The following is an 18872-nucleotide window of genomic DNA, read 5'->3' as shown; positions in this document are numbered from 1 at the left end:
GACGGTTGTCAGACTGCCGCCCGCCAGATCGTCATGTCCCCGGTCACGAAGGCGATGTTCGGCAGCGCGGTCGACTTGGTCTGGATCACGAACAGCGCGATGTCCCCGGAGGAGTGCTTGATGCAGATCTCGCTGCCGTTCGCCGTCGCGGCCAGCGGGAGACGTCGGCCTTCGGGGTCGGAGAGGGCGATACGGCACGAGTCGAGGGTGGCCCCCGGCTTTGTGTACAGCAGGGCGAACTCGCTCGTGTCGCTCTCCAGCGCGCAGGTCTGCCCGCACACGAGGCGGATGTCGCCCTTGCGGTCCTCGCGCGGGACGCGTGGGTCCTTGAAGCTCAGCGAGGTCTTCCCGTCCAGCAGGACGAGGGGGTACGGGGTGGCTTGCGGCGACTTGGAGGCGGCCGGGGAAGGCTGCGACGCTTCGGATTTCCGGCCACCGGTCCCGGATGTCTCGCCACCGGCCCCCGAGGTCGGCGCGGATGCCGCCGGCGAATCCGACGCCGACGACTGTGCGCCCTCCTCCGAGCCGGGCGTCGACGGTGCGCCCGCAACCCATTCGCGGAACCTGTGCCCCGCGTCCGTGACCGTCCACGCCAGGCCCGTCAGCACCATCGCCCCCGCCGTCACGGCCGTGGTGGTGATGAGCGCGGTACGCCGCCTGCGCGCCCGGCGCTCGTCCGGCGCCGGCGGCCGCAGCGGCGCGACCAACGGCTGCGTGTGCACCGGGGTGGGATCGGGGAGCGGAGCCGGAACCATCACCTCCGGCCCCATGACGTCCCGCCAGACGGCCGGCCCGGCGCCCGCGTCGGCGTCCGCGCCCAGCCGCTGCCGACACCACTCGACGATCTCCGCCAAGCCGGCCCGCTCCCCCGGAGCGGCGGCCAGGCACCGGGCGATCAGCGGACGGAGCTGCTCGGGTAGCAGGGACAGGTCGGGTTGGTCATGCACGATCCGGTACAGCACGCCGACCGCGGAACCGTCCCCGTACAGCGGACGGCCCAGCGCCGCGAATGCCGCCGTCTGACCCAACGCGAAGACGTCGGTCGCCGCCGTGACCTCACCGCCGGACGCCTGCTCGGGAGCCATGAAGTGGGGCGTGCCGACGGCTGAGCCGGTGGCTGTGTGAGAGCTGAAGTCGGAAGCCAGGGAAATACCGAAGTCGATCACCCGGGGCCCGTCGGCGGCCAGCAACACGTTCGACGGCTTGAGGTCCCGGTGCACGATGCCCGCACCGTGGATGGCCTGCAGCGCCTCGGCCACCCCCGCCATCAGCCACAGCACCGCGGGCACCGGCAGCGGTCCGCGCCGGGCGACGGCCTCCGTCAGGGAGGGGCCGGGCACGTAGAGCGTGGCCAGCCAGGGCGGTACGCCGTCCGCGTCGGCGTCGATCAGCTCGGCGGTGTACGCGCCCCGCACCCGCCGGGCCGCCTCCGCCTCCCGGCGGAATCGTCGCCGGAAGGCCGGATCGTCGGCCAGTTCCGGCCGTACCACCTTGATCGCCACCGGTCGGCCGCCCTGCGTGTGCGACAGATAGACCCGGCCCATGCCCCCAGCGCCGAGCCGAGCGGCCAGGCGGTAGCCGGCCACGACGGGCGGGTCGTCCGCCTGCAGTGGCTGGAACACCTCGGTCGCGTTGTTCATCGGCCCGCTTCCCCCCTCATCCCCTGAATCCCTGGTCAATCGTGAGTTGACCGAGGCAGAAGCCTAAGCGGAATTCGGATGCGGAAAGCTCCGATCAACTGGGCGAGATGCCCCAGTCCAGGACGATCGGGTGGGCCGACGGCTCCCGCGTACATGGCGGCCACGTGCTGCAGGCCGGTGGTCGCCATCTGCACGGCGGGGAGTTTCTCGTCGACGGGGTGGACGTCGTCGCTGGGGTGGGTGTCGTCGACATTGCGGGCGGCGGGGACACGGCGGCTCCTCCGGTCGGTTAACACGTCGGCTCTGACATGGGTTTCATGAAGGTGGTGCGCGGTCGTGCGGGACCGAGGGAGGGGAGCTCCCGGGGCGCGTGCGTCCAGCACGCACCCCGGGCACGGCCGCCATGGACCCCGCTCGGGTCCACGGCTGCCGGTCGGGAGCCGTCCCTCCCGACCGGAGTTCAAGTGCCGTACAACGCTGTCTTGTTCAGTGACCGGCGATCTCGGCCAGCCGCTGCGCCTCCGCCCGCGTCGAGCGGGCGATCGCGTCCTCGTCGGCGGTGAGCAGGCGGCCGTTCTCGACGATCTGACGGCCGTTCACGAAGGAGGCGGTGACCGGGGCCGCCGCGCCGAAGACCAGCGCGGTCACCGGGTCGGCGATGGAGGCGTGGGCGAGGGTGTCCAGCCTCCACAGCACCAGGTCGGCCAGCTTGCCCGGCTCCAGGGATCCGGTCTCGCGGGCGCGGCCCAGGACCTGGGCGCCGCCGTAGGTGCCGAGGCGCAGGGCCTGACGGGCGGTCAGGGCGGCCTCGCGGTGGACGCCGAGGCGGTTGATGAGGAGCGCGTTGCGCAGCTCGGTGTGGAGTTCGCCGGACTCGTTCGACGCGGTGCCGTCGACGCCGAGGCCGACCGGGACGCCGGCGGCGAGCATGTCGGGGACCCGCGCGATCCCCGCCGCGAGGCGGGCGTTGGAGGACGGGCAGTGGGCGACGCCGGTCCTCGTGCGGGCGAAGGCGTCGATGTCGGAGTCGTTCATGTGGACGCAGTGCGCCATCCACACGTCCTCGCCGAGCCAGCCGGTGGACTCGAAGTAGTCGGTCGGGCCCATGCCGAACAGCTCGTGGCAGAACTTCTCCTCCTCCACGGTCTCCGAGCCGTGGGTGTGCAGGCGCACGCCGAGACTCCGGGCCAGCTCCGCGCCCTGACGCAGCAGTTCGGTGGAGACGGAGAAGGGGGAGCAGGGGGCGACGGCGACCTGGGTCATCGCGTCGAAGGAGGCGTCGTGGTGCTGCCGTACGGTCTCCTCGGTGGCGGTGAGGGCGCCCTCCAGGGTCTCGACGGCGAAGTCCGGGGGCAGGCCGCCGTCCTTCTCGCTGCGGTCCATGGAGCCGCGGGCGAGGGTGAAGCGGACGCCCATGTCGCGGGCGGCGCCGATGATCGCGCCGGAGAGGTCGCCGGAGCCCCGCGGGAAGACGTAGTGGTGGTCCATGGCCGTGGTGACGCCGCCGCGGGCCATCATCGCGAGCGAACCCTGCGCGGCCGCCCGCACCATCGGCTCGTCGATGCGGGCCCAGGTGGGGTAGAGCGCGACGAGCCAGTTGAAGAGATTGTGGTCGGTGGCCAGGCCCCGGGTGATCCACTGGTAGAAGTGGTGGTGGGTGTTGATCAGGCCGGGGGTCACCAGGTGGCCGGTGCCGTCGACGCGGCGTACGACGTCCGCCAGGCCCTCGGGGGCCCGGCCTTCGCCGACCGATTCGATCAGGTTGTCCGCCAGGACGACGTGACCCGAGGGGTACTCGGTGTCCTGCGCGTCCACGGTCGCGATCGCCGCGTTCTCGATGACGATGCGCTGAGCCATCGTTCGTCCTCTACTTTCCGTGTCCGCGTCAGAGGTTGGTCAGGTCCGCCGGGATCCTCGCCTCGCAGCCGTCCCGCAGGACGGTCGCCTCGATCAGGCCGTAGGGGCGGTCGGCGGCGAAGTACACCGCTCCGTCGGCGGTATCGTTCTTCAGCCCGAACGGCTCCAGGTCCACCAGGAAGTGGTGCTTGTTGGGGAGCGAGAAGCGGACCTCGTCGATCTCGTCGCGGTGGTCGATGATGCGCGCGCCCATCGCGTACAGGGTCTGCTGGAGGGACAGGGAGTACGTCTCCGCGAAGGCCTGCAGCAGGTGCTGCCTGACCTGTGCGTAGGACTCGTCCCAGTCGGGCGCCGACGGCGCGTCGCCGGACCAGTTGAAGCGCCAGCGACCCGAGACGGACGTGGCGAGGACACGGTCGTACGCCTCCGGAAGCGTCGTGTACTTGTCCTTGACGTAGCCCCAGAACTCGGAGTCGGTCGAGTTCATGACGGTCAGGTCCTTCAGACCGGAGACGACCTCCCACGACGCACCGTCGTACGTGATCTGGGCGAGCCGGGTCTCCTGGCCCGTGCGGACGAAGGAGTGCGCGCCCCTGCCGGAGTGCTCGATGCGCTCCCAGGCGTACTCCTCGATGCGGATGCGGGCCCGGTGAATCGGCTCCTGCGAGGTGACGAAGTGGCGGGCGAGGTGGATGCCGAACTGCTCGGCGGACTCGATGCCGTACTCCTTGGCGAAGGCGTACACCGTGTTCTTGGTGGTGTCGGTCGGCAGGACGTGGGCGTTCGAGCCGGAGTAGTGGACCTCGTCCATGTCGCCGCTCAGCGACACCGAGACGTTCAGGTCCTTGATGTGGTGGGTGGCGCCGTCCCGCGTGATCCTGACGACTCGGTTCTCGGCCTTGCCGTACTGGTTCTGTCCCAGAATGGGCATGCTAGCTCCCTCGGTATACGGAGTAGCCGAACGGGTTGAGCAGCAGCGGCACGTGGTAGTGCTCGCCGGGGTTCACGGCGAAGGTGATCGCCACCTCCGGGAAGAACACGGCACCGCTGTCCCGATTCGCGGGGGCGTCCTGCTGCGCATCGGCTTGCTTCTTCGCGATGTTCTCGAAGTACGCCTCGACCGCGAAGTCGAGCCGTACGTGAGTCGTCCCCTCCGGCAGGTCCGGGAGGTCCCTGCACCGTCCGTCCGCGTCGGTCGCGGAGCCGCCGAGTGCCCGCCAGTCCGCGGCACGCCCCGAGCGGGCGGACAGGTGGACGGAGACACCCTGGGCGGGGCGGCCGACGCTGGTGTCCAGGATGTGCGTGGACACCGAGGCGGTGGTGCTGGTGCTCATGCTGCTCTCAGTCCTCTTCGACGAGTCGGGCCAGGCGGACACGGTTGATCCTGCCCAGCTCGGTTCGGACGATCTCCCGCTCCCGCTCCGGCGTGTTGCCGATCCGTTCCCTGACCGCGTCGCGCATCTGCTCGCCGGTGCGGCCGGTGGCGCAGATCAGGAAGACATGGCCGAACTTCTCCTGGTAGGCCAGGTTCAGTTCGAGCATCTCCGCCCTGAGTTCCTCGGAGGCCCCGGCCATACCGCGCTGCTCTCGGGCGGACGTCGGGTCGCCGGGCCTGGGGCGGCCGATCGGGGGGTGCCCGGCCATCGCCTCGTCCAGATCAGTGGCGGTCAGCTCGGCCATGGCGGCGTCGCTCGCCCCGTAGAGGTCGGCGGCGGTGGCGTAGGGGCGGGCGCCGAGCAGCCGCTCCACCCAGGCCGTGGCCGCGCAGACCTCGTGCAACTCGGCCCGGGCCGCCTGTTCCTCCAGGGCGTTGAGGCGGGTGAGCCCCGAGGGCTTGGCAGTCGACGTCATGCCGACAGCTAACGCCCTCCACACACAACACGTCAACAGTTTGTTGAAAAATCGGCGTTACGGAGAGCCTCCGGTCAGCCGTCCTTCTCCCGGTTGAGGTAGTTGTAGACGGTGAAGCGGCTGACCCCGAGCGCGCTCGCCACGGTCTCCACGCCGTGTCGCACGGAGAAGGCGCCGCGCGCCTCAAGCATCCGGACGACCTCCTGCTTGGCCTTGCGGTCCAGGTCGGCCAGCGGCTTGCCCTTCTTGCGCTCCATGGCGGCGAGGATGTGGTCGAGGGAGTCGGCGAGCTGGGGCAGCCGTACGGCGACGGCCTCGGCGCCCTCCCAGGAGAGGACGACGTCGTCGGGGCCGGCCTCGTCCGGCGGGAGCATCTCGCCACCCATGGCGTCGACCAGTGGCTTCACGGCCGTGATGAAGGGCTCGTCGCCGGCGCCGCTCACTGGCCCTCCTCGAGGACGTTGACCTGGAGCGAGATCCGGGTGGCGCCCGCACCGAGCGACTTGCGCAGCAGGGCGTCCACGGCGGCGAGCACCACGTCGGCGCCGCCCTCCGCGGTGTTGCCGAACGGCCCGACGTCGACCGCGTCCAGGTCGGCCGCCTCGATCACCTCACGGGCGGCCAGCGCGTGCGCGGGCGCCTCTTCGAGGTCGAAGGGCTCGGTCGTGAACTCCACTCTCAATCGCACTGTGCCCCCATGGCATCCGCTCCGGCCGGCGCGTTCCGCCAGGTCCGCGGTCAGGGACGGGTCCGCCCCGGCCGTTCGGTGTCGACCTTAACCGAACGGTGCCCCGCACCTGCCCTTGACGGAGAGCCCGGTTCGCCGCGACGGATCCCGCGGTTGCCGCGACGGAACCCCCACGTCTCCCCGTAGAGCAGAGCAGATGACCGATTCCGCGCAGGAGGGGACCGCAGACATGGCGCAGCGGGCAGTCAGACGGGGCAGGGCAACGGCGATCGCGGTGGCGGCCATGGCCGCGCTGACCGCCTCGCAGGCACCGGGGGCGGTGACCGCGCGGGCCACGCAGCCCGCGCCGGAGGCGCCCGTCGAGCGCGTGCCGAGCGTGTCGGGCGACACTCCGTACCGCACGGAGCTCCCGCCGCTGCGGGGCCCGGAGCGGCGGGAGGCCGAGAAGCGGACAGCCGGGGTGGCGCCCGTCGCCGGGGCGCTGCCGGCGAGCGTGTTCGCCGCCTACCGCCGGGCCGAGGAGGAGCTCGCGCGGACCGACCCGGGATGCGGTCTGCGCTGGCAGCTGCTGGCCGCGATCGGCCAGGTGGAGTCCGGGCAGGCGCGCGGCGGCCGGGTCGCGGCGGACGGCACGACGCTGACGCCGATCCTCGGCCCGCGGCTGGACGGCGACGGATTCGCCGAGATCCGGGACACCGACGGCGGCGCACACGACGGCGACACGGCGTACGACCGGGCGGTCGGCCCGATGCAGTTCATCCCGTCGACCTGGGCGGTCTGGGGTGCGGACGGCAACGGCGACGGCCGCGCCGACCCGAACAACGTCCACGACGCCGCGCTCGCCGCCGGACGCTACCTGTGCGCGGGCGACCGGGATCTGTCCCAGCCCGCCGACCTGGATCGCGCGATCCTCGGCTACAACCGGTCCCGGGCCTATCTGCGGACGGTCCGGGCCTGGTACGAGTACTTGCTCGACGGGCACCGGGTCGTTCCCGACGCCGCCGCCTCCCCCGCCGAGCCTTCCCCGGCGCCGTCGCGGACCCGGTCCGCCACGCCCGCTCCGAAACCGTCACCACGCTCGGAACGGGGCGGCGCCTCGCCCACGCCGACGGCCCCGGTCGCACCCTCCTCGCCCTCCCCCGGCCCGTCTCGTACGGCGATCGCGCCCGAGGAGCCGGAGGAGCCCGTGGCCCCGCTCCCCAGCACCGGCGTCGGCCTGTCCCCGGACGATGCGCTGCCGCTGGTCGGGGGTGATGACGGACCGTTGCCGACTCGATAGCGGCTGCCCTCTCCTCAACCGCGGATACTCGGCGGTAATGTCGCCACCCGTCGGGAAGCACCGGCCCGGCGGGTGAGCGCGAAGGGGCCCTCATGGCGACGACGGACATGCCTGCGGAGACGGAGATACAGGCGGCCCACGACCGTTGGCAGCGTATGTGGTGCCATCGCGAGCACCTGCTCAAGGTGGCGCGCCGCAGGTCGGTGAGCCTGGAGGACGCCGAGGACGCGGTGCACGAGGCGATGCTGCGCGCCGCGGAGCGCCCGGACCTGGACGACGAGCGGCTGGCCGCGTGGCTGACCACGGTGACGATGCGGCTGTGCGTCGACCGCCACCGCCAGGTCAGCCGGGAGGCCGAGGTCCACCGCAGCCCCACGCTGGTGGAGCCGGGCCCGGTGCCGGTCGAGGAAGTGGTGTGCGACCGGGCCGAGGCCAAGTGGCTCGCCGTCCGCAGCGGGGAACTGCCGGCCCGCCAGGCAGAGGCGCTGAGGCTGAAGTCGGAGGACCTGGACGTCAACCAGGTCGCCGTCCGGATGGGCCTGAGCTACCGGACCGTCGAGTCACTGCTGGCCCGCGCCCGGCGGACGCTGCGCAACTCGCTCGCCGGCACGCTGGGCCTGGCCCTCTTCCTGTGTGGGCGCGGCAGGCCGCGGGCGGGCGGCCACGCCCAGGCCGTGGCGGTGGCCTCGACGGCGGCGACCCTGGTGGTGGCCGGGTTCGCCCTGCCGTACGTCCACGACTGGGACGGTCGGGGCACGGGACCGCAGCCCTCCGTCTCGCCGGCCCCGGAGGCCTGGCAGCGGCCGTACAACGAGGACCGTGTGCCGCCCTCGCACGGACACGGGCGTCCGGCGGTCTCGTCGCCCGCTGCTCCGCGGGCGACGCCCGCCCCCGGCGAGGGGGCGCTGCTGCCGCTGTCGGTGACGTCCCTGCCGGAGGTCGAGCTGTCCGTGGGGCCGCAGCTGCCCGCTCCCGAGGTGCCGGACGTCGCACCGGGGGTGCCGGACCTCCCCGTCGCCCTCCAGGCCCCGGACACGGTCGACCTTCCGCGGACCGTGCCGGACATCCCCGCTCTGCCCGAGGTCGCGGACACCCCGGACGCTCCGGAGGCTCCGGACGCTCCGGAGGCCCCCGCGTTGCCCTCCGCCCCGGTGAGCGCGCTGCCGTAGCCCCTCCTCGAAAAAAATCCGGGTCCGTCGCGACGGACACCCCGCCCAGCCCCGTAGAGCAGATGTCAAAGCTGCTCCACAGCCGGCTGAAGGGTGGACCGGATGGGTGTCGAGATCTGTGTGGAGGGACTGACCAAGTCCTTCGGTCACCAGGTCATCTGGCAGGACGTCTCGCTGACGCTGCCCGCCGGGGAGGTCTCCGTGCTGCTCGGCCCCTCGGGGACGGGCAAGTCCGTGTTCCTCAAGACGCTCGTCGGGCTGCTGAAGCCGGACCGGGGTTCGATCCGGGTCGCGGGCCGGGACATCACCAAGCTGCGGGAAAACGACCTGTACGAGGTGCGGAAGCTCTTCGGTGTGCTGTTCCAGGACGGCGCGCTGTTCGGGTCGATGAACCTGTACGACAACGTCGCCTTCCCCCTGCGCGAGCACACCCGCAAGCCCGAGAGCGAGATCCGGCGCATCGTGCTGGAGAAGATGGACATGGTCGGGCTGATCGGCGCCGAGGGGAAGCTGCCCGGCGAGATCTCCGGCGGAATGCGCAAGCGGGCCGGGCTGGCACGGGCGCTGGTGCTCGACCCGGAGATCATCCTCTTCGACGAGCCGGACTCGGGTCTCGACCCGGTGCGCGTCGCGTATCTCAACCAGCTGATCGTCGACCTGAACGCACAGATCGACGCGACCTTCCTGATCGTCACGCACGACATCGCCTCGGCGCGCCAGGTCCCGGACAACATCGGGCTGCTGTTCCGCCGTGAGCTGGTCGTGTTCGGGCCCCGCGAGAAGCTGCTGACCAGTGACGAGCCCGTCGTACGACAGTTCCTGAACGGCCGGATGCAGGGGCCGATCGGCATGGCGGAGGAGAAGGACGCCGCCCAGGTCGAGCAGGAGCTGGCCCAGCTCGGCGAAGGCGAAGGCGGCGGCCGCGGCGGCAAGGTCACCGGAACTCCCGGCGGCCAGGCACTGACTCCCCGTCTGCTGCCGGGCCCCGGCATCACCCGGCCGCCCCGCTGGGAGGCGATCGCGAGACGGGAGACCGAACTGCGCCGGAAGGAGGTGGCGGACGCGTGAGCCTGTCTCCGACCGGGGCGCTGCGGCACTCGGGCAACCTGTTCGCGATGGCCCTGGACATCCTGCGGACCCTGCCGCGACGCCCTTTCCAGGTACGGGAGTTCATCCAGCAGGCGTGGTTCATCGCGTCCGTGACGATCCTGCCCACCGCTCTCGTCTCGATCCCCTTCGGCGCGGTGATCGCGCTCCAGATCGGCAGCCTGACCCGGCAGCTCGGGGCGCAGTCGTTCTCCGGTGCCGCCTCGGTGCTGGCGGTCCTGCGCGAGGCTTCGCCGATCGTCACCGCGCTGCTCATCGCCGGCGCGGGCGGCACCGCGATCTGCGCGGACCTCGGGGCGCGGAAGATCCGCGAGGAGATCGACGCGATGCAGGTGCTCGGCATCGACCCGATCCACCGGCTGGTGGTGCCGCGCGTGCTGGCGTCGATGGTCGTCGCGGTGCTGCTCAACGGCCTGGTGTCGGTGGTCGGTGTCGCGGGCGGCTACTTCTTCAACGTCGTCCTCCAGGACGGCACGCCCGGCGCCTACCTCGCCTCCTTCACCACGCTCGCCCAGCTGTCCGACCTGTGGGCGGCCGAGGTCAAGGCGCTGGTGTTCGGGGCGATCGCCGCGATCGTCGCCTCGTACAAGGGACTGACCGCGAAGGGCGGCCCGAAGGGCGTCGGCGATGCCGTCAACCAGTCCGTGGTGATCACTTTCATGCTGCTGTTCGTGACGAACTTCGTGATGACCGCGGTGTACTTCCAGGTCGTCCCGCAGAGGGGTTAGCACATGGGACTTCTGCAACGCCCCCTGCGCTCCCTGGAGAAGCTGGGTGCCCAACTCTCCTTCTACGGCCGCTCCCTGGCCTGGACCGGGCGCACCCTGCGCCGCTACAAGAAGGAGATCCTGCGGCTGCTGGCCGAGGTGAGCTTCGGCCGGGGCGCGCTCGCCGTGGTCGGCGGCACGGTCGGCGTGATCGCCTTCCTGTCGTTCTTCACCGGCACCGAGGTCGGCCTCCAGGGCTACGCCGCCCTCAACCAGCTCGGCACGTCCAACTTCGTGGCGTTCCTGTCGGCGTACTTCAACACCCGCGAGATCGCCCCGCTGGTGGCCGGGCTCGCGCTGTCCGCGACTGTCGGCGCCGGATTCACCGCGCAGCTCGGCGCGATGCGGATCAGCGAGGAGACCGACGCCCTGGAGGTGATGGGCGTGCCCTCGCTGCCGTTCCTGGTGACCACGCGCATGATCGCCGGCTTCGTGGCGGTGATCCCGCTGTACGTCGTCGGGCTGCTGTCCTCGTACCTCGCCGCCCGAACCATCACCACCGGCTACTACGGGCAGTCGACGGGCACGTACGACCACTACTTCCACCAGTACCTGCCGCCCGTCGACGTGTTCTGGTCGTTCGGCAAGGTGATCGTCTTCGCCGTGCTGATCATCCTGGTGCACTGCTACCACGGCTACTACGCGAGCGGCGGCCCGGCGGGCGTCGGCGTCGCGGTGGGCCGCGCGGTGCGCACCTCCATCGTCGCCGTCAACGTCGTGGACTTCTTCCTGTCCCTGGCGATCTGGGGCGCCAACACGACCGTACGGATCGCGGGGTGACATCGATGAGAGTGCTGAGACTGCGGCTGTACGGAGTCGCCTTCATCGCGGTGCTCGCGCTGCTGCTGTCGCTGGCCGTGGCCGTCTACCAGCAGGCGTTCACGCCCGTCGTGCGGGTCACGCTGGAGGCCGACGGCCTCGGCAACCAGCTCGACCGGCGCGCGGACGTCAAGCTGCGGGGGCTGCTCGTCGGGGAGGTGCGCGGGGTGCGCGCGGACGGCAGGAAGGCGACGCTCGACATCGCGCTCAAGCCGGAGCACGTGCGGCTCATCCCGGCGGACGTGCACGCGCGGCTGCTGCCGAAGACACTGTTCGGCGAGAAGTACGTCGACCTGGTCGTGCCCCGCGGTTCGTCCGCCCGGGCCATCCGCGCGGGCGACGTCATCACCCAGGACCGCACGCGGGCCGGCATGGAGCTGCAGCAGCTGATGAACGACCTGCTGCCGCTGCTGCGGGCCGTGAGACCCGGCGAGCTCAACGCCACCCTCTCGGCGTTCGCGGGCGCGCTCGAGGGACGCGGCGACCGGATCGGCGACAACCTCACCCGCGTGGAGGACTATCTGCGGCGCCTCAACCCGCATCTGCCCTCGCTGGAGGAGGACATCTCGCGGTTCGCGGACGTCGTCGAGACGTACGGGGACGCGGCGCCCGACCTGATGGCGATTTTGCGCAACACCGTCACCACCAGCCGCACGATCGTCGAGAAGCGGGACCGGCTGGCCGCCGCGCTCGCCTCGACCACCGGCGTCGCGGGCACCGCCGAGGACTTCCTGGACACCGACGGGGACCGGCTGATCACCCTCGGCCGGGTGTCCCGGCCCACGCTGGAGCTGTTCGCCCGCTACTCGCCCCAGTACCCGTGTCTGCTGGAGGGCCTGGTCCGGCAGGAGAAGGTGTCGGAGGAGGCGTTCCGGGGCGGGAAGATGCGGATCACCCTGGAAGTCGTCCGCCGGCGGCCCGCGTACGAACCGGGCGAGGAACCGCGCTACGGCGAGCGGTCCGGGCCCGACTGCCGGGGCCTGCCCCACCCGACGGTGCCCGCACCACCCACCAAGCTCGACGACGGTACGAAGTCAGGGAGGGCCGGCAGTGTGCTGCCCGGAGGGATCGACGTGTCCGCCACCGAGGCCGAGCAGCGGGCGGTCGGCTCGCTCGTGGCACCCGTCATGGGCGTACCGGCGGACGAGGTGCCGCCCGTCGCGACGCTGCTGTTCGGGCCCCTGGCCCGGGGGACGACGGTGAGCGTCGCATGAGCGTGAGGACGACGGCAGCGCGGCAGACCGCCGCGCCACTGGTCAAGTTCAGTCTCTTCGCGGTGGTGACGATCCTGGCGACCACCTTGCTCGCCGCCACCATCGTCAACCTCGACTTCTCGCCGGAGCACACCTACCGTGCGGTGTTCAGCGATGTCACGGGCCTGGAGGAGGGCGACGACATCCGGGTCGCCGGGGTGCGGGTCGGCGAGGTCGAGGACATCCGGATCAAGGACCGGACGCTGGCGGAGGTCGCCTTCACGGTCAGCGCGGACCGACCGCTGCTCACCAGCACCGGCGCGGTGGTCCGCTACCGGAGCCTGGTCGGGCAGCGGTACATCGCGCTGACCGAGGGCACCGGCGACGGCACCCGGCTGCCGCCCGGCGGGCGTATCCCGCTGTCGAGGACCCAGCCGGCGCTGGACCTCAACGTGCTGCTGAACGGCTTCAAGCCGCTGTTCGCCGCACTCAGTCCGCAGGACGTCAACCAGCTCGCCACCGAGATCATCAAGACGCTGCAGGGCGAGGGCGGCACCGTGAACAGCCTGCTCGCGCACACGGCCTCGCTCACCACCACACTCGGCGGGCGCGACCAGCTGATCGGATCCGTGATCAACAATCTCAACTCCGTCCTGGAGACGCTCGACCAGCGCGGCGGCCGGTTCTCCGACCTGCTCAAGCAGCTGCGGCGGGTGATCTCCGGCCTGTCCGCCGACCGCAAGCCCCTCGGCGAGTCCCTGGTGAGCATCGGCGACCTGACGGAGGCCACCTCCGGGCTGCTCGCGGACGCCCGCCCGCCGCTCAAGGACGACATCGCCGGGCTGACCGAGCTCACCGGAACGCTGAACGACAACGAGAAGACCGTGGAGGGCGTGCTGAGGCGGCTGCCGAACAAGCTCAACGAGCTGACCGGGACGGCGTCCTACGGCTCCTGGTTCAACTTCTACCTCTGCGACTTCGACGGCCGGATCGTGCTGCCGAAGACGCGGGAGGTGCTCACTCCGGAGCTGCATGTGGCGCGGGCGAGGTGCGGCGGATGAAACTCCAAGTCCCCCGTCCGAAGCTCCCCCGTCCGAAGCTCCCCCGTCCGAAGCTGCCCCGGCCGAAGCTGCCCCGGCCGAAGCTGCCCCGTCCGGAGCTGCGACGCCCGCGCCTGAAGCCGTTCCGTGTGGGGGCACCTCCCACGCCTTTCGGGCAGTGGGGGAACAACCCCGTGGTGGTCGGCGCCGCCGGGCTCACCGCGCTCGCGCTGTTGACCGTCGCCGCGTTCAACGCCGACGACCTTCCGGTGATCGGCGGCGGCGAGACCTACAGCGCCGCCTTCGCGGAGGCGGGCGGGCTCAAGCCGGGCGACGAAGTGCGCATCGCCGGGGTCAGGGTCGGCAAGGTCGAGGAGGTCGATCTGGACGGCGACCACGTCAAGGTGACCTTCAAGATCAAGGGCGACCCGGAGTTCGGCACCACGACCGGCGCGTCGATCCGGGTGAAGACGATCCTCGGGGCGAAGTACCTGGCCCTGCACCCCGAGGGGCCGGGCCGGCTCGCTCCCGGCAGTGAGATCCCGCTGAAGCGAACGGTCCCGGCGTACGACGTCGTGCAGGCATTCAGCGACCTCACGACCACCACGGAGGAGGTGGACACGGAGCGGCTGGCCAAGGCCCTGAACACGATCTCCACCACCTTCGAGGACTCCCCCGAGGAAGTACGGGCCTCCATCAAGGGCCTGTCCAAGATCTCCAAAACGGTGGCCGAGCGGGACAAGGAGCTGCGCGGGCTGCTCGACCACGCGAGCGGAGTGACGGGGGTGCTGGCCGAGCGGTCCGCGGACCTCACCGCGCTGGTCGGCGACGGCGACAAGCTGTTCAAGGAGATCAGCAAGCGGCGCAAGGCGATCAACAAGCTGCTCACCACCTCGGCCGCGCTCGGCATCCAGCTCTCCGGGCTGGTCGAGGACAACGACAAGGAGATCGGGCCCGCGCTCAAGGGCCTGAACCGCGTCGTCGAGATGCTCGAACGGAACCAGTCGAGCCTGGACCGGAGCGTCAAGCTGCTCGCGCCGTATGTGCGCCTGTTCACCAACACTCTCGGCAACGGCCGTTGGTTCGACAGCTACGTCCAGAACCTGGTCGCCGCCCCGGTGGTGCCCCGGACGGGAGGAGACCGGTGAAGAAGCCCAGGATCACGGGGCGGCGGGCGGTCGTCGTCGTCCTCGCCCTCGTCGTCGGCGCCGCGTTCGTGGTGTGGCCTCGGTCGGAGACCGTGCGGGTCACCGCGTACTTCCCGCGCACCGTCGGCATCTACCCCGGCTCCGACGTCCGGGTCCTCGGCGTCCGGATCGGCGAGGTCGCGGAGATCACGCCGGAGGGTGGGCGGGTGCGGGTGGTGCTGGAGTACGACGCGGGCCGCAAGGTCCCGGCGGACGCCCAGGCCGCCATCATCAACTCCTCGGTGGTCAGCGACCGCTACGTGCAGCTGCTGCCGGTGTACCGCGAGGGTCCGGCGCTCCGGGACGGCGCCGTCATCCCCGAGTCGCGCACGGCCGTACCCGTGGAGCTGGACCGTGTCTTCGACAGCCTGCACACCACGTCGGAGGCGCTCGGCCCGAAGGGGGCCAACGAGGACGGCTCGCTGGCGCGGCTGCTCGGGGTGAGCGCGGACAACCTGGAGGGCCAGGGCGAGGACCTCCACCAGACGGTCGAGAACCTCTCGCTGGCGGTCACCACGCTCTCCGACGGCCGGAGCGATCTGTTCGGCACCGTACGGAACCTTCAGGTGTTCACCGCGGCGCTGGCGGCCGACGACAAGAGCGTGCGGTCGTTCAACACCACGCTCGCCAAGGTCGCCGGTCAACTCGCCGATGAACGCAAGGACCTGGCGGAGGCCCTGAAGCACCTGGGCACGGCGCTCGGTGACGTGTCCGGCTTCGTGAAGAAGAACAAGGAGTCACTGACGTCGAACGTGAAGGGGCTCAGCAAGGTCACCGAGGTGCTCGTCACCCAGCGGGCGGCACTGGAGGAGCTGCTGGAGGTCGCCCCGACGGGCCTGTCGAACCTCCAGAACGCCGGCAACCCGTCCTCCGGCACCCTCGACACCCGCAACAACCCCGACCATCCGCAGGACCCGGCCGCGCTGCTGTGCTCCATCCTGCGCACGACCGGGGACGAGGGCGGCAAGAACCCTGACTGCCGGGAGCTGGAGAAGCTGTTCGACTCCCTGCCCGAGGTGCCGAAGGCCCCGGCCGTGCCGAGCACGGGCCCGGTCGACCGGACGCTGGGCGGAATCCTGGAGGCCGACGCATGAGCGGGATTCCCACGACGAGGACCGTCGCCTGGGCGGCGGCCGGCTCACTGCTGCTGTCCGGCTGCCAGTTCAACGGCTGGTACGACGTGCCGCTGCCCGGAGGCGCCGCCGCGGACGGTGACGCCTACCGGGTCACCGTCGAGTTCCGCGATGTCCTGGACCTGGTGCCGCAGTCCGCGGTGAAGGTCAACGACGTCACCGTGGGCGCCGTCGAGAAGGTGGAGCTGGACGGCTGGCACGCCACGGTGCGGCTGCGGGTCGCCGACTCGGTGAAGCTGCCCGGCAACGCGGTGGCCGAGCTGCGGCAGACGAGCATGCTCGGCGAGAAGTATGTGGCGCTGACCTCCCCCATGGGCACCGCGCCCGTCGGCCGGCTCCGGGACGGCGACCGGATCCCGCTGGCCCGCAGCGGCCGGAACCCCGAGATCGAGGAGGTGCTGTCCGCGCTGTCCGCGCTGCTCAACGGCGGCGGCGTGGCCCAGCTGAAGACGATCACAGTGGAGCTGAACAAGGCGCTGGAGGGCCGGGAGAACCGGGTCAAGGGGCTGCTCAAGGAGCTGAACACGTTCCTCGGCGGCCTGGACGGGCAGCGCAAGGAGATCGTCCGCGCCCTGGAGGGCATCGACCGGCTCGCCAAACGGCTGGCGAAGGAGAAGAAGACCATCGCCGTGGCCGTCGACACCCTGCCGCCCGCGCTGAAGGTCCTCGCCGACCAGAGACGGGATCTGACCAAGATGCTCACGGCCCTGTCCGACCTCGGCACGGCGGGCACGAAGGTCGTGAACGCGTCGCACGACGACACGGTCGCCGACCTCAAGGCACTGCGGCCGATCCTCGTCCAGCTGAACAAGGCGGGCAACGACCTGCCCAACTCCTTGGAACTGCTGACCACTTATCCGTTCCCACGCAACGCCGTGGACGCCGTCAAGGGCGACTACGTCAATCTGGCGGTGACCGCCGACCTCGATCTGTCGAGCATCTACGGCAACCTCGCCGACGCGCCACACGGGAGCGGGGACTCCCCGAAGACACCCGGCCTCCCGGACACGCCGGAGCTGCCGGACCTCCCGAAGGTGCCTGGCGTACCGAAGCCCGCTCTGCCGGGCACCCCGGGCCTGCCGGACACGCCCGCCGAGCCGTCGGCACCCTCCGGCGACGGCGGCGGCCCGCTGTGCCCGCCCGTGTGCACCGGCACGCAGGCGGCGTACGGGGACGGGCGCGCCGCCGACGGCCTCCGGCCGGGCATCGACCTCGCGCTCGCGGAGCTCTTGCTGAAGGGGATACTGCCGTGATCACACGTACGGTCAAGGCGCAGCTGCTGGCCTTCGCCACCGTCACCGCGGTGGGGGTGTCGTACGTCGGCGCCGAGTACACGGGCCTGGTGGACGGGCTGCTCGGCCGCGGCTACACCGTGCGGGCCGACTTCGCCGACTCCGGGGGCATCTACACCGGTGCCGAGGTCACCTACCGCGGGGTGCCGGTGGGCCGGGTCGGCGCGCTGCGGCTGAGCGGCGACGGCGGTGTCTCGGTGGCGCTGGAGATCGAGGACGGCGCGCGCATCCCGGCGGACACCCTCGCCGTGGTGGCCAACCGTTCGGCGGTGGGCGAGCAGTACGTCGATCTGCAGCCGCGCCGGGCGGACGGCCCCTATCTGCTGGCGGGCAGCACGATCCCGCGCGGCAGGACCCGGGTGCCGCTGCCCACCACGGACATGGTGGTGAGCCTGGACCGGCTGGTGAATTCGGTGGGCAAGGACGATCTGCGGGTCACCGTGGACGAGTTGGGCAAGGCCTTCGCCGACACCGGGCCGGACCTCAGCCGGCTCGTGGACTCGGGCAACGCGCTCGTCGAGTCGGCGTCCGACGCGCTGCCGGAGACGATCGACCTCATCGAGGACTCACGGACGGTCCTGAAGACGCAGGCCGACCAGGGTTCGTCGATCAAGTCGTTCTCGCGTGACCTCGCCGCGCTCACCGCGCAGTTGAAGGCGAGCGACGGCGACCTGCGCAAACTGATCGGCAACGCGACGCCGGCCGCCCACGAGGTGAACTCGCTGCTGAAGTCGACCGGCCCCAGGCTGTCGGTCCTGCTGGCGAACCTGATCAGCGGCGGGCAGGTCACGCTGGCGCGGCTGCCCGGAGTGGAACAGGCCCTGGTCACCTTCCCGGTGGTGGTCTCCGACAGCTACACCGTCCTCCCCGGCGACGGCACCACCCACTTCGGGTTGGTGGTCGACGCCGACGATCCGCCGTCGTGCACGCGGGGATACGACACCCCGCGACGCGACCCGGCGGACACCAGCACCCGCCCGGCGAACACCGAGGCGCGCTGCACGGAGCCGCGTGGCAGCGACAGCTCGGTGCGGGGTGCGCAGAACGCCCCCGGCGCACGGTCCGGCGCGAAGGGCGCCGACCGGGCCGCGTACGTCTCGCCGTACGACCCGCAGACCGGTCTCGCGACGGGGCCGGACGGAAGATCCGTCGAGATCGGCTCGACGGGCGGCCAGCAGGCCGTGTTCGGAAAGGAGTCCTGGCAATGGCTGCTCGTCGGACCGATGGCGTGAACGGGAGCCTGTTCGCGGCGTTCCTCAGCTCGCCGGCACGGCTGGTACGGCCGCTGCTGCGGCTCCTGGCCGGGCGGGCGGACGCCCGTGGCCGAGGCCTCGTGCGCGCCCGGTTGCTGCCGGCGGGGCTGGTGACGGCGACGGTGCTGACGACGGCGGCGGCCGTCTGGCTGAGCGTGCGGGTGTACGAGCAGCGCCAGGCGGAGCAGCGCCGCCAGGACATCCTCGCGGCGGCCCGTCAGTCGGCGCTGAACTTCACCTCGCTCGACTACCGGCACTACGACCGGGACAGCCAGAACGTGCTCAAGGGCGCCACGGGCGAGTTCAAGGAGCAGTTCGCCGCGCAGACCACGGAGCTGACCGAGCTGGTCGCGCAGAACAAGTCGGTGTCCGAAGGCCAGGTGCTGGAGGCGGGCATCGTCCGGGCCGACGACCGATCGGCCCGTGTGCAGGTGGTCGCCGACAGCAAGGTCACCAATGTCGCCGTGCCCCGGGGCGAGCCCCGCACGTACCGCCTGCAACTCGACCTCGTCCTGGAGAACGGCCGCTGGCTGACGTCCGACGTGGAGTTCGTCGGCTGACCCGCCGTCCGCCCCGCTGTACGACCAGTAAGGAGAA

The 18872-nt window shown here is 71.3% G+C and carries 20 protein-coding genes; 13 read left to right on the top strand and 7 right to left on the bottom strand.

Annotation, left to right across the window (positions count from 1 at the left end):
* Positions 1-8: 8 nt before the first annotated feature.
* Positions 9-1640: a serine/threonine-protein kinase gene (locus ACPT94_RS03030; protein WP_425245020.1), complete on the bottom strand. Its 1632-nt coding sequence runs from the start codon at positions 1638-1640 to the stop codon at positions 9-11.
* Positions 1641-1747: 107 nt separating this feature from the next.
* Here ACPT94_RS03030 and ACPT94_RS03025 point away from each other — a divergent pair, with 107 nt between their 5' ends.
* Positions 1748-1933: a hypothetical protein gene (locus ACPT94_RS03025; RefSeq protein ID WP_425245075.1), complete on the top strand. Its 186-nt coding sequence runs from the start codon at positions 1748-1750 to the stop codon at positions 1931-1933.
* A gap of 193 nt (positions 1934-2126) precedes the next feature.
* Here ACPT94_RS03025 and ACPT94_RS03020 read toward each other — a convergent pair whose 3' ends face one another.
* The 6 genes from ACPT94_RS03020 to ACPT94_RS02995 all read right to left on the bottom strand — a co-directional run bounded on the left by ACPT94_RS03020 (position 2127) and on the right by ACPT94_RS02995 (position 6036).
* On the bottom strand, positions 2127-3497 hold the full coding sequence (locus tag ACPT94_RS03020) for an 8-oxoguanine deaminase (RefSeq protein ID WP_425245019.1): 1371 nt from the start codon (positions 3495-3497) through the stop codon (positions 2127-2129).
* 28 nt (positions 3498-3525) lie between these two features.
* Positions 3526-4428 (bottom strand): factor-independent urate hydroxylase, encoded by a 903-nt coding sequence (gene pucL, locus ACPT94_RS03015; RefSeq protein WP_360330410.1) that lies wholly within the window; start codon positions 4426-4428, stop codon positions 3526-3528.
* A 1-nt stretch (position 4429) separates the two neighbouring features.
* The gene (gene uraH, locus ACPT94_RS03010; RefSeq protein WP_360330413.1) at positions 4430-4831 is read right to left on the bottom strand and encodes a hydroxyisourate hydrolase; all 402 of its coding nucleotides are present in this window, start codon (positions 4829-4831) and stop codon (positions 4430-4432) included.
* 7 nt (positions 4832-4838) lie between these two features.
* A complete protein-coding gene (gene uraD / locus ACPT94_RS03005; RefSeq protein ID WP_425245018.1) occupies positions 4839-5348 on the bottom strand; it encodes a 2-oxo-4-hydroxy-4-carboxy-5-ureidoimidazoline decarboxylase in 510 nt (169 codons plus the stop codon).
* 74 nt (positions 5349-5422) lie between these two features.
* Complete coding sequence (locus ACPT94_RS03000; protein ID WP_360330419.1) at positions 5423-5791, bottom strand: helix-turn-helix domain-containing protein; 369 nt, start codon at positions 5789-5791, stop codon at positions 5423-5425.
* Positions 5788-6036 carry a YkoF family thiamine-binding protein gene (locus tag ACPT94_RS02995; RefSeq protein WP_425245017.1) on the bottom strand — a complete coding sequence of 83 codons (249 nt, stop codon included), beginning with the start codon at positions 6034-6036 and terminating at the stop codon, positions 5788-5790. Before ACPT94_RS02995 ends, ACPT94_RS03000 begins: the two co-directional genes overlap by 4 nt.
* A gap of 196 nt (positions 6037-6232) precedes the next feature.
* Between ACPT94_RS02995 and ACPT94_RS02990 the strand changes: the two genes are divergently transcribed.
* The 12 genes from ACPT94_RS02990 (at position 6233) to ACPT94_RS02935 (ending at position 18835) form a co-directional block, all read left to right on the top strand.
* Entirely contained in the window at positions 6233-7315 is a 1083-nt protein-coding gene (locus tag ACPT94_RS02990) for a lytic transglycosylase domain-containing protein (protein ID WP_425245016.1), read from the top strand.
* A gap of 92 nt (positions 7316-7407) precedes the next feature.
* Positions 7408-8484 carry a sigma-70 family RNA polymerase sigma factor gene (locus ACPT94_RS02985; protein ID WP_360330428.1) on the top strand — a complete coding sequence of 359 codons (1077 nt, stop codon included), beginning with the start codon at positions 7408-7410 and terminating at the stop codon, positions 8482-8484.
* A 102-nt stretch (positions 8485-8586) separates the two neighbouring features.
* A complete protein-coding gene (locus ACPT94_RS02980) occupies positions 8587-9552 on the top strand; it encodes an ABC transporter ATP-binding protein (protein ID WP_425245015.1) in 966 nt (321 codons plus the stop codon).
* Complete coding sequence (locus tag ACPT94_RS02975; RefSeq protein WP_425245014.1) at positions 9549-10319, top strand: MlaE family ABC transporter permease; 771 nt, start codon at positions 9549-9551, stop codon at positions 10317-10319. Before ACPT94_RS02980 ends, ACPT94_RS02975 begins: the two co-directional genes overlap by 4 nt.
* A 3-nt stretch (positions 10320-10322) precedes the next feature.
* The gene (locus tag ACPT94_RS02970; RefSeq protein WP_425245013.1) at positions 10323-11138 is read left to right on the top strand and encodes an MlaE family ABC transporter permease; all 816 of its coding nucleotides are present in this window, start codon (positions 10323-10325) and stop codon (positions 11136-11138) included.
* A gap of 5 nt (positions 11139-11143) precedes the next feature.
* A complete protein-coding gene (locus ACPT94_RS02965) occupies positions 11144-12391 on the top strand; it encodes an MCE family protein (RefSeq protein ID WP_425245012.1) in 1248 nt (415 codons plus the stop codon).
* Positions 12388-13431, top strand: a complete 1044-nt coding sequence (locus tag ACPT94_RS02960) for an MCE family protein (protein ID WP_425245011.1) — start codon at positions 12388-12390, stop codon at positions 13429-13431. Before ACPT94_RS02965 ends, ACPT94_RS02960 begins: the two co-directional genes overlap by 4 nt.
* Entirely contained in the window at positions 13428-14558 is a 1131-nt protein-coding gene (locus ACPT94_RS02955; protein ID WP_425245010.1) for an MCE family protein, read from the top strand. Before ACPT94_RS02960 ends, ACPT94_RS02955 begins: the two co-directional genes overlap by 4 nt.
* The gene (locus ACPT94_RS02950) at positions 14555-15691 is read left to right on the top strand and encodes an MCE family protein (protein ID WP_425245009.1); all 1137 of its coding nucleotides are present in this window, start codon (positions 14555-14557) and stop codon (positions 15689-15691) included. Before ACPT94_RS02955 ends, ACPT94_RS02950 begins: the two co-directional genes overlap by 4 nt.
* Positions 15688-16983 (top strand): MCE family protein, encoded by a 1296-nt coding sequence (locus ACPT94_RS02945; RefSeq protein ID WP_360330450.1) that lies wholly within the window; start codon positions 15688-15690, stop codon positions 16981-16983. Before ACPT94_RS02950 ends, ACPT94_RS02945 begins: the two co-directional genes overlap by 4 nt.
* Positions 16980-18254, top strand: a complete 1275-nt coding sequence (locus ACPT94_RS02940; protein ID WP_425245008.1) for an MCE family protein — start codon at positions 16980-16982, stop codon at positions 18252-18254. Before ACPT94_RS02945 ends, ACPT94_RS02940 begins: the two co-directional genes overlap by 4 nt.
* Positions 18227-18835 (top strand): hypothetical protein, encoded by a 609-nt coding sequence (locus tag ACPT94_RS02935; protein WP_425245007.1) that lies wholly within the window; start codon positions 18227-18229, stop codon positions 18833-18835. Before ACPT94_RS02940 ends, ACPT94_RS02935 begins: the two co-directional genes overlap by 28 nt.
* Positions 18836-18872: the final 37 nt, after the last annotated feature.

The sequence above is a fragment of the Streptomyces aurantiaciflavus genome (assembly GCF_049808595.1).
Taxonomy (GTDB): Bacteria; Actinomycetota; Actinomycetes; order Streptomycetales; family Streptomycetaceae; genus Streptomyces.
This window is presented reverse-complemented; position numbering and strand designations above follow the sequence as displayed.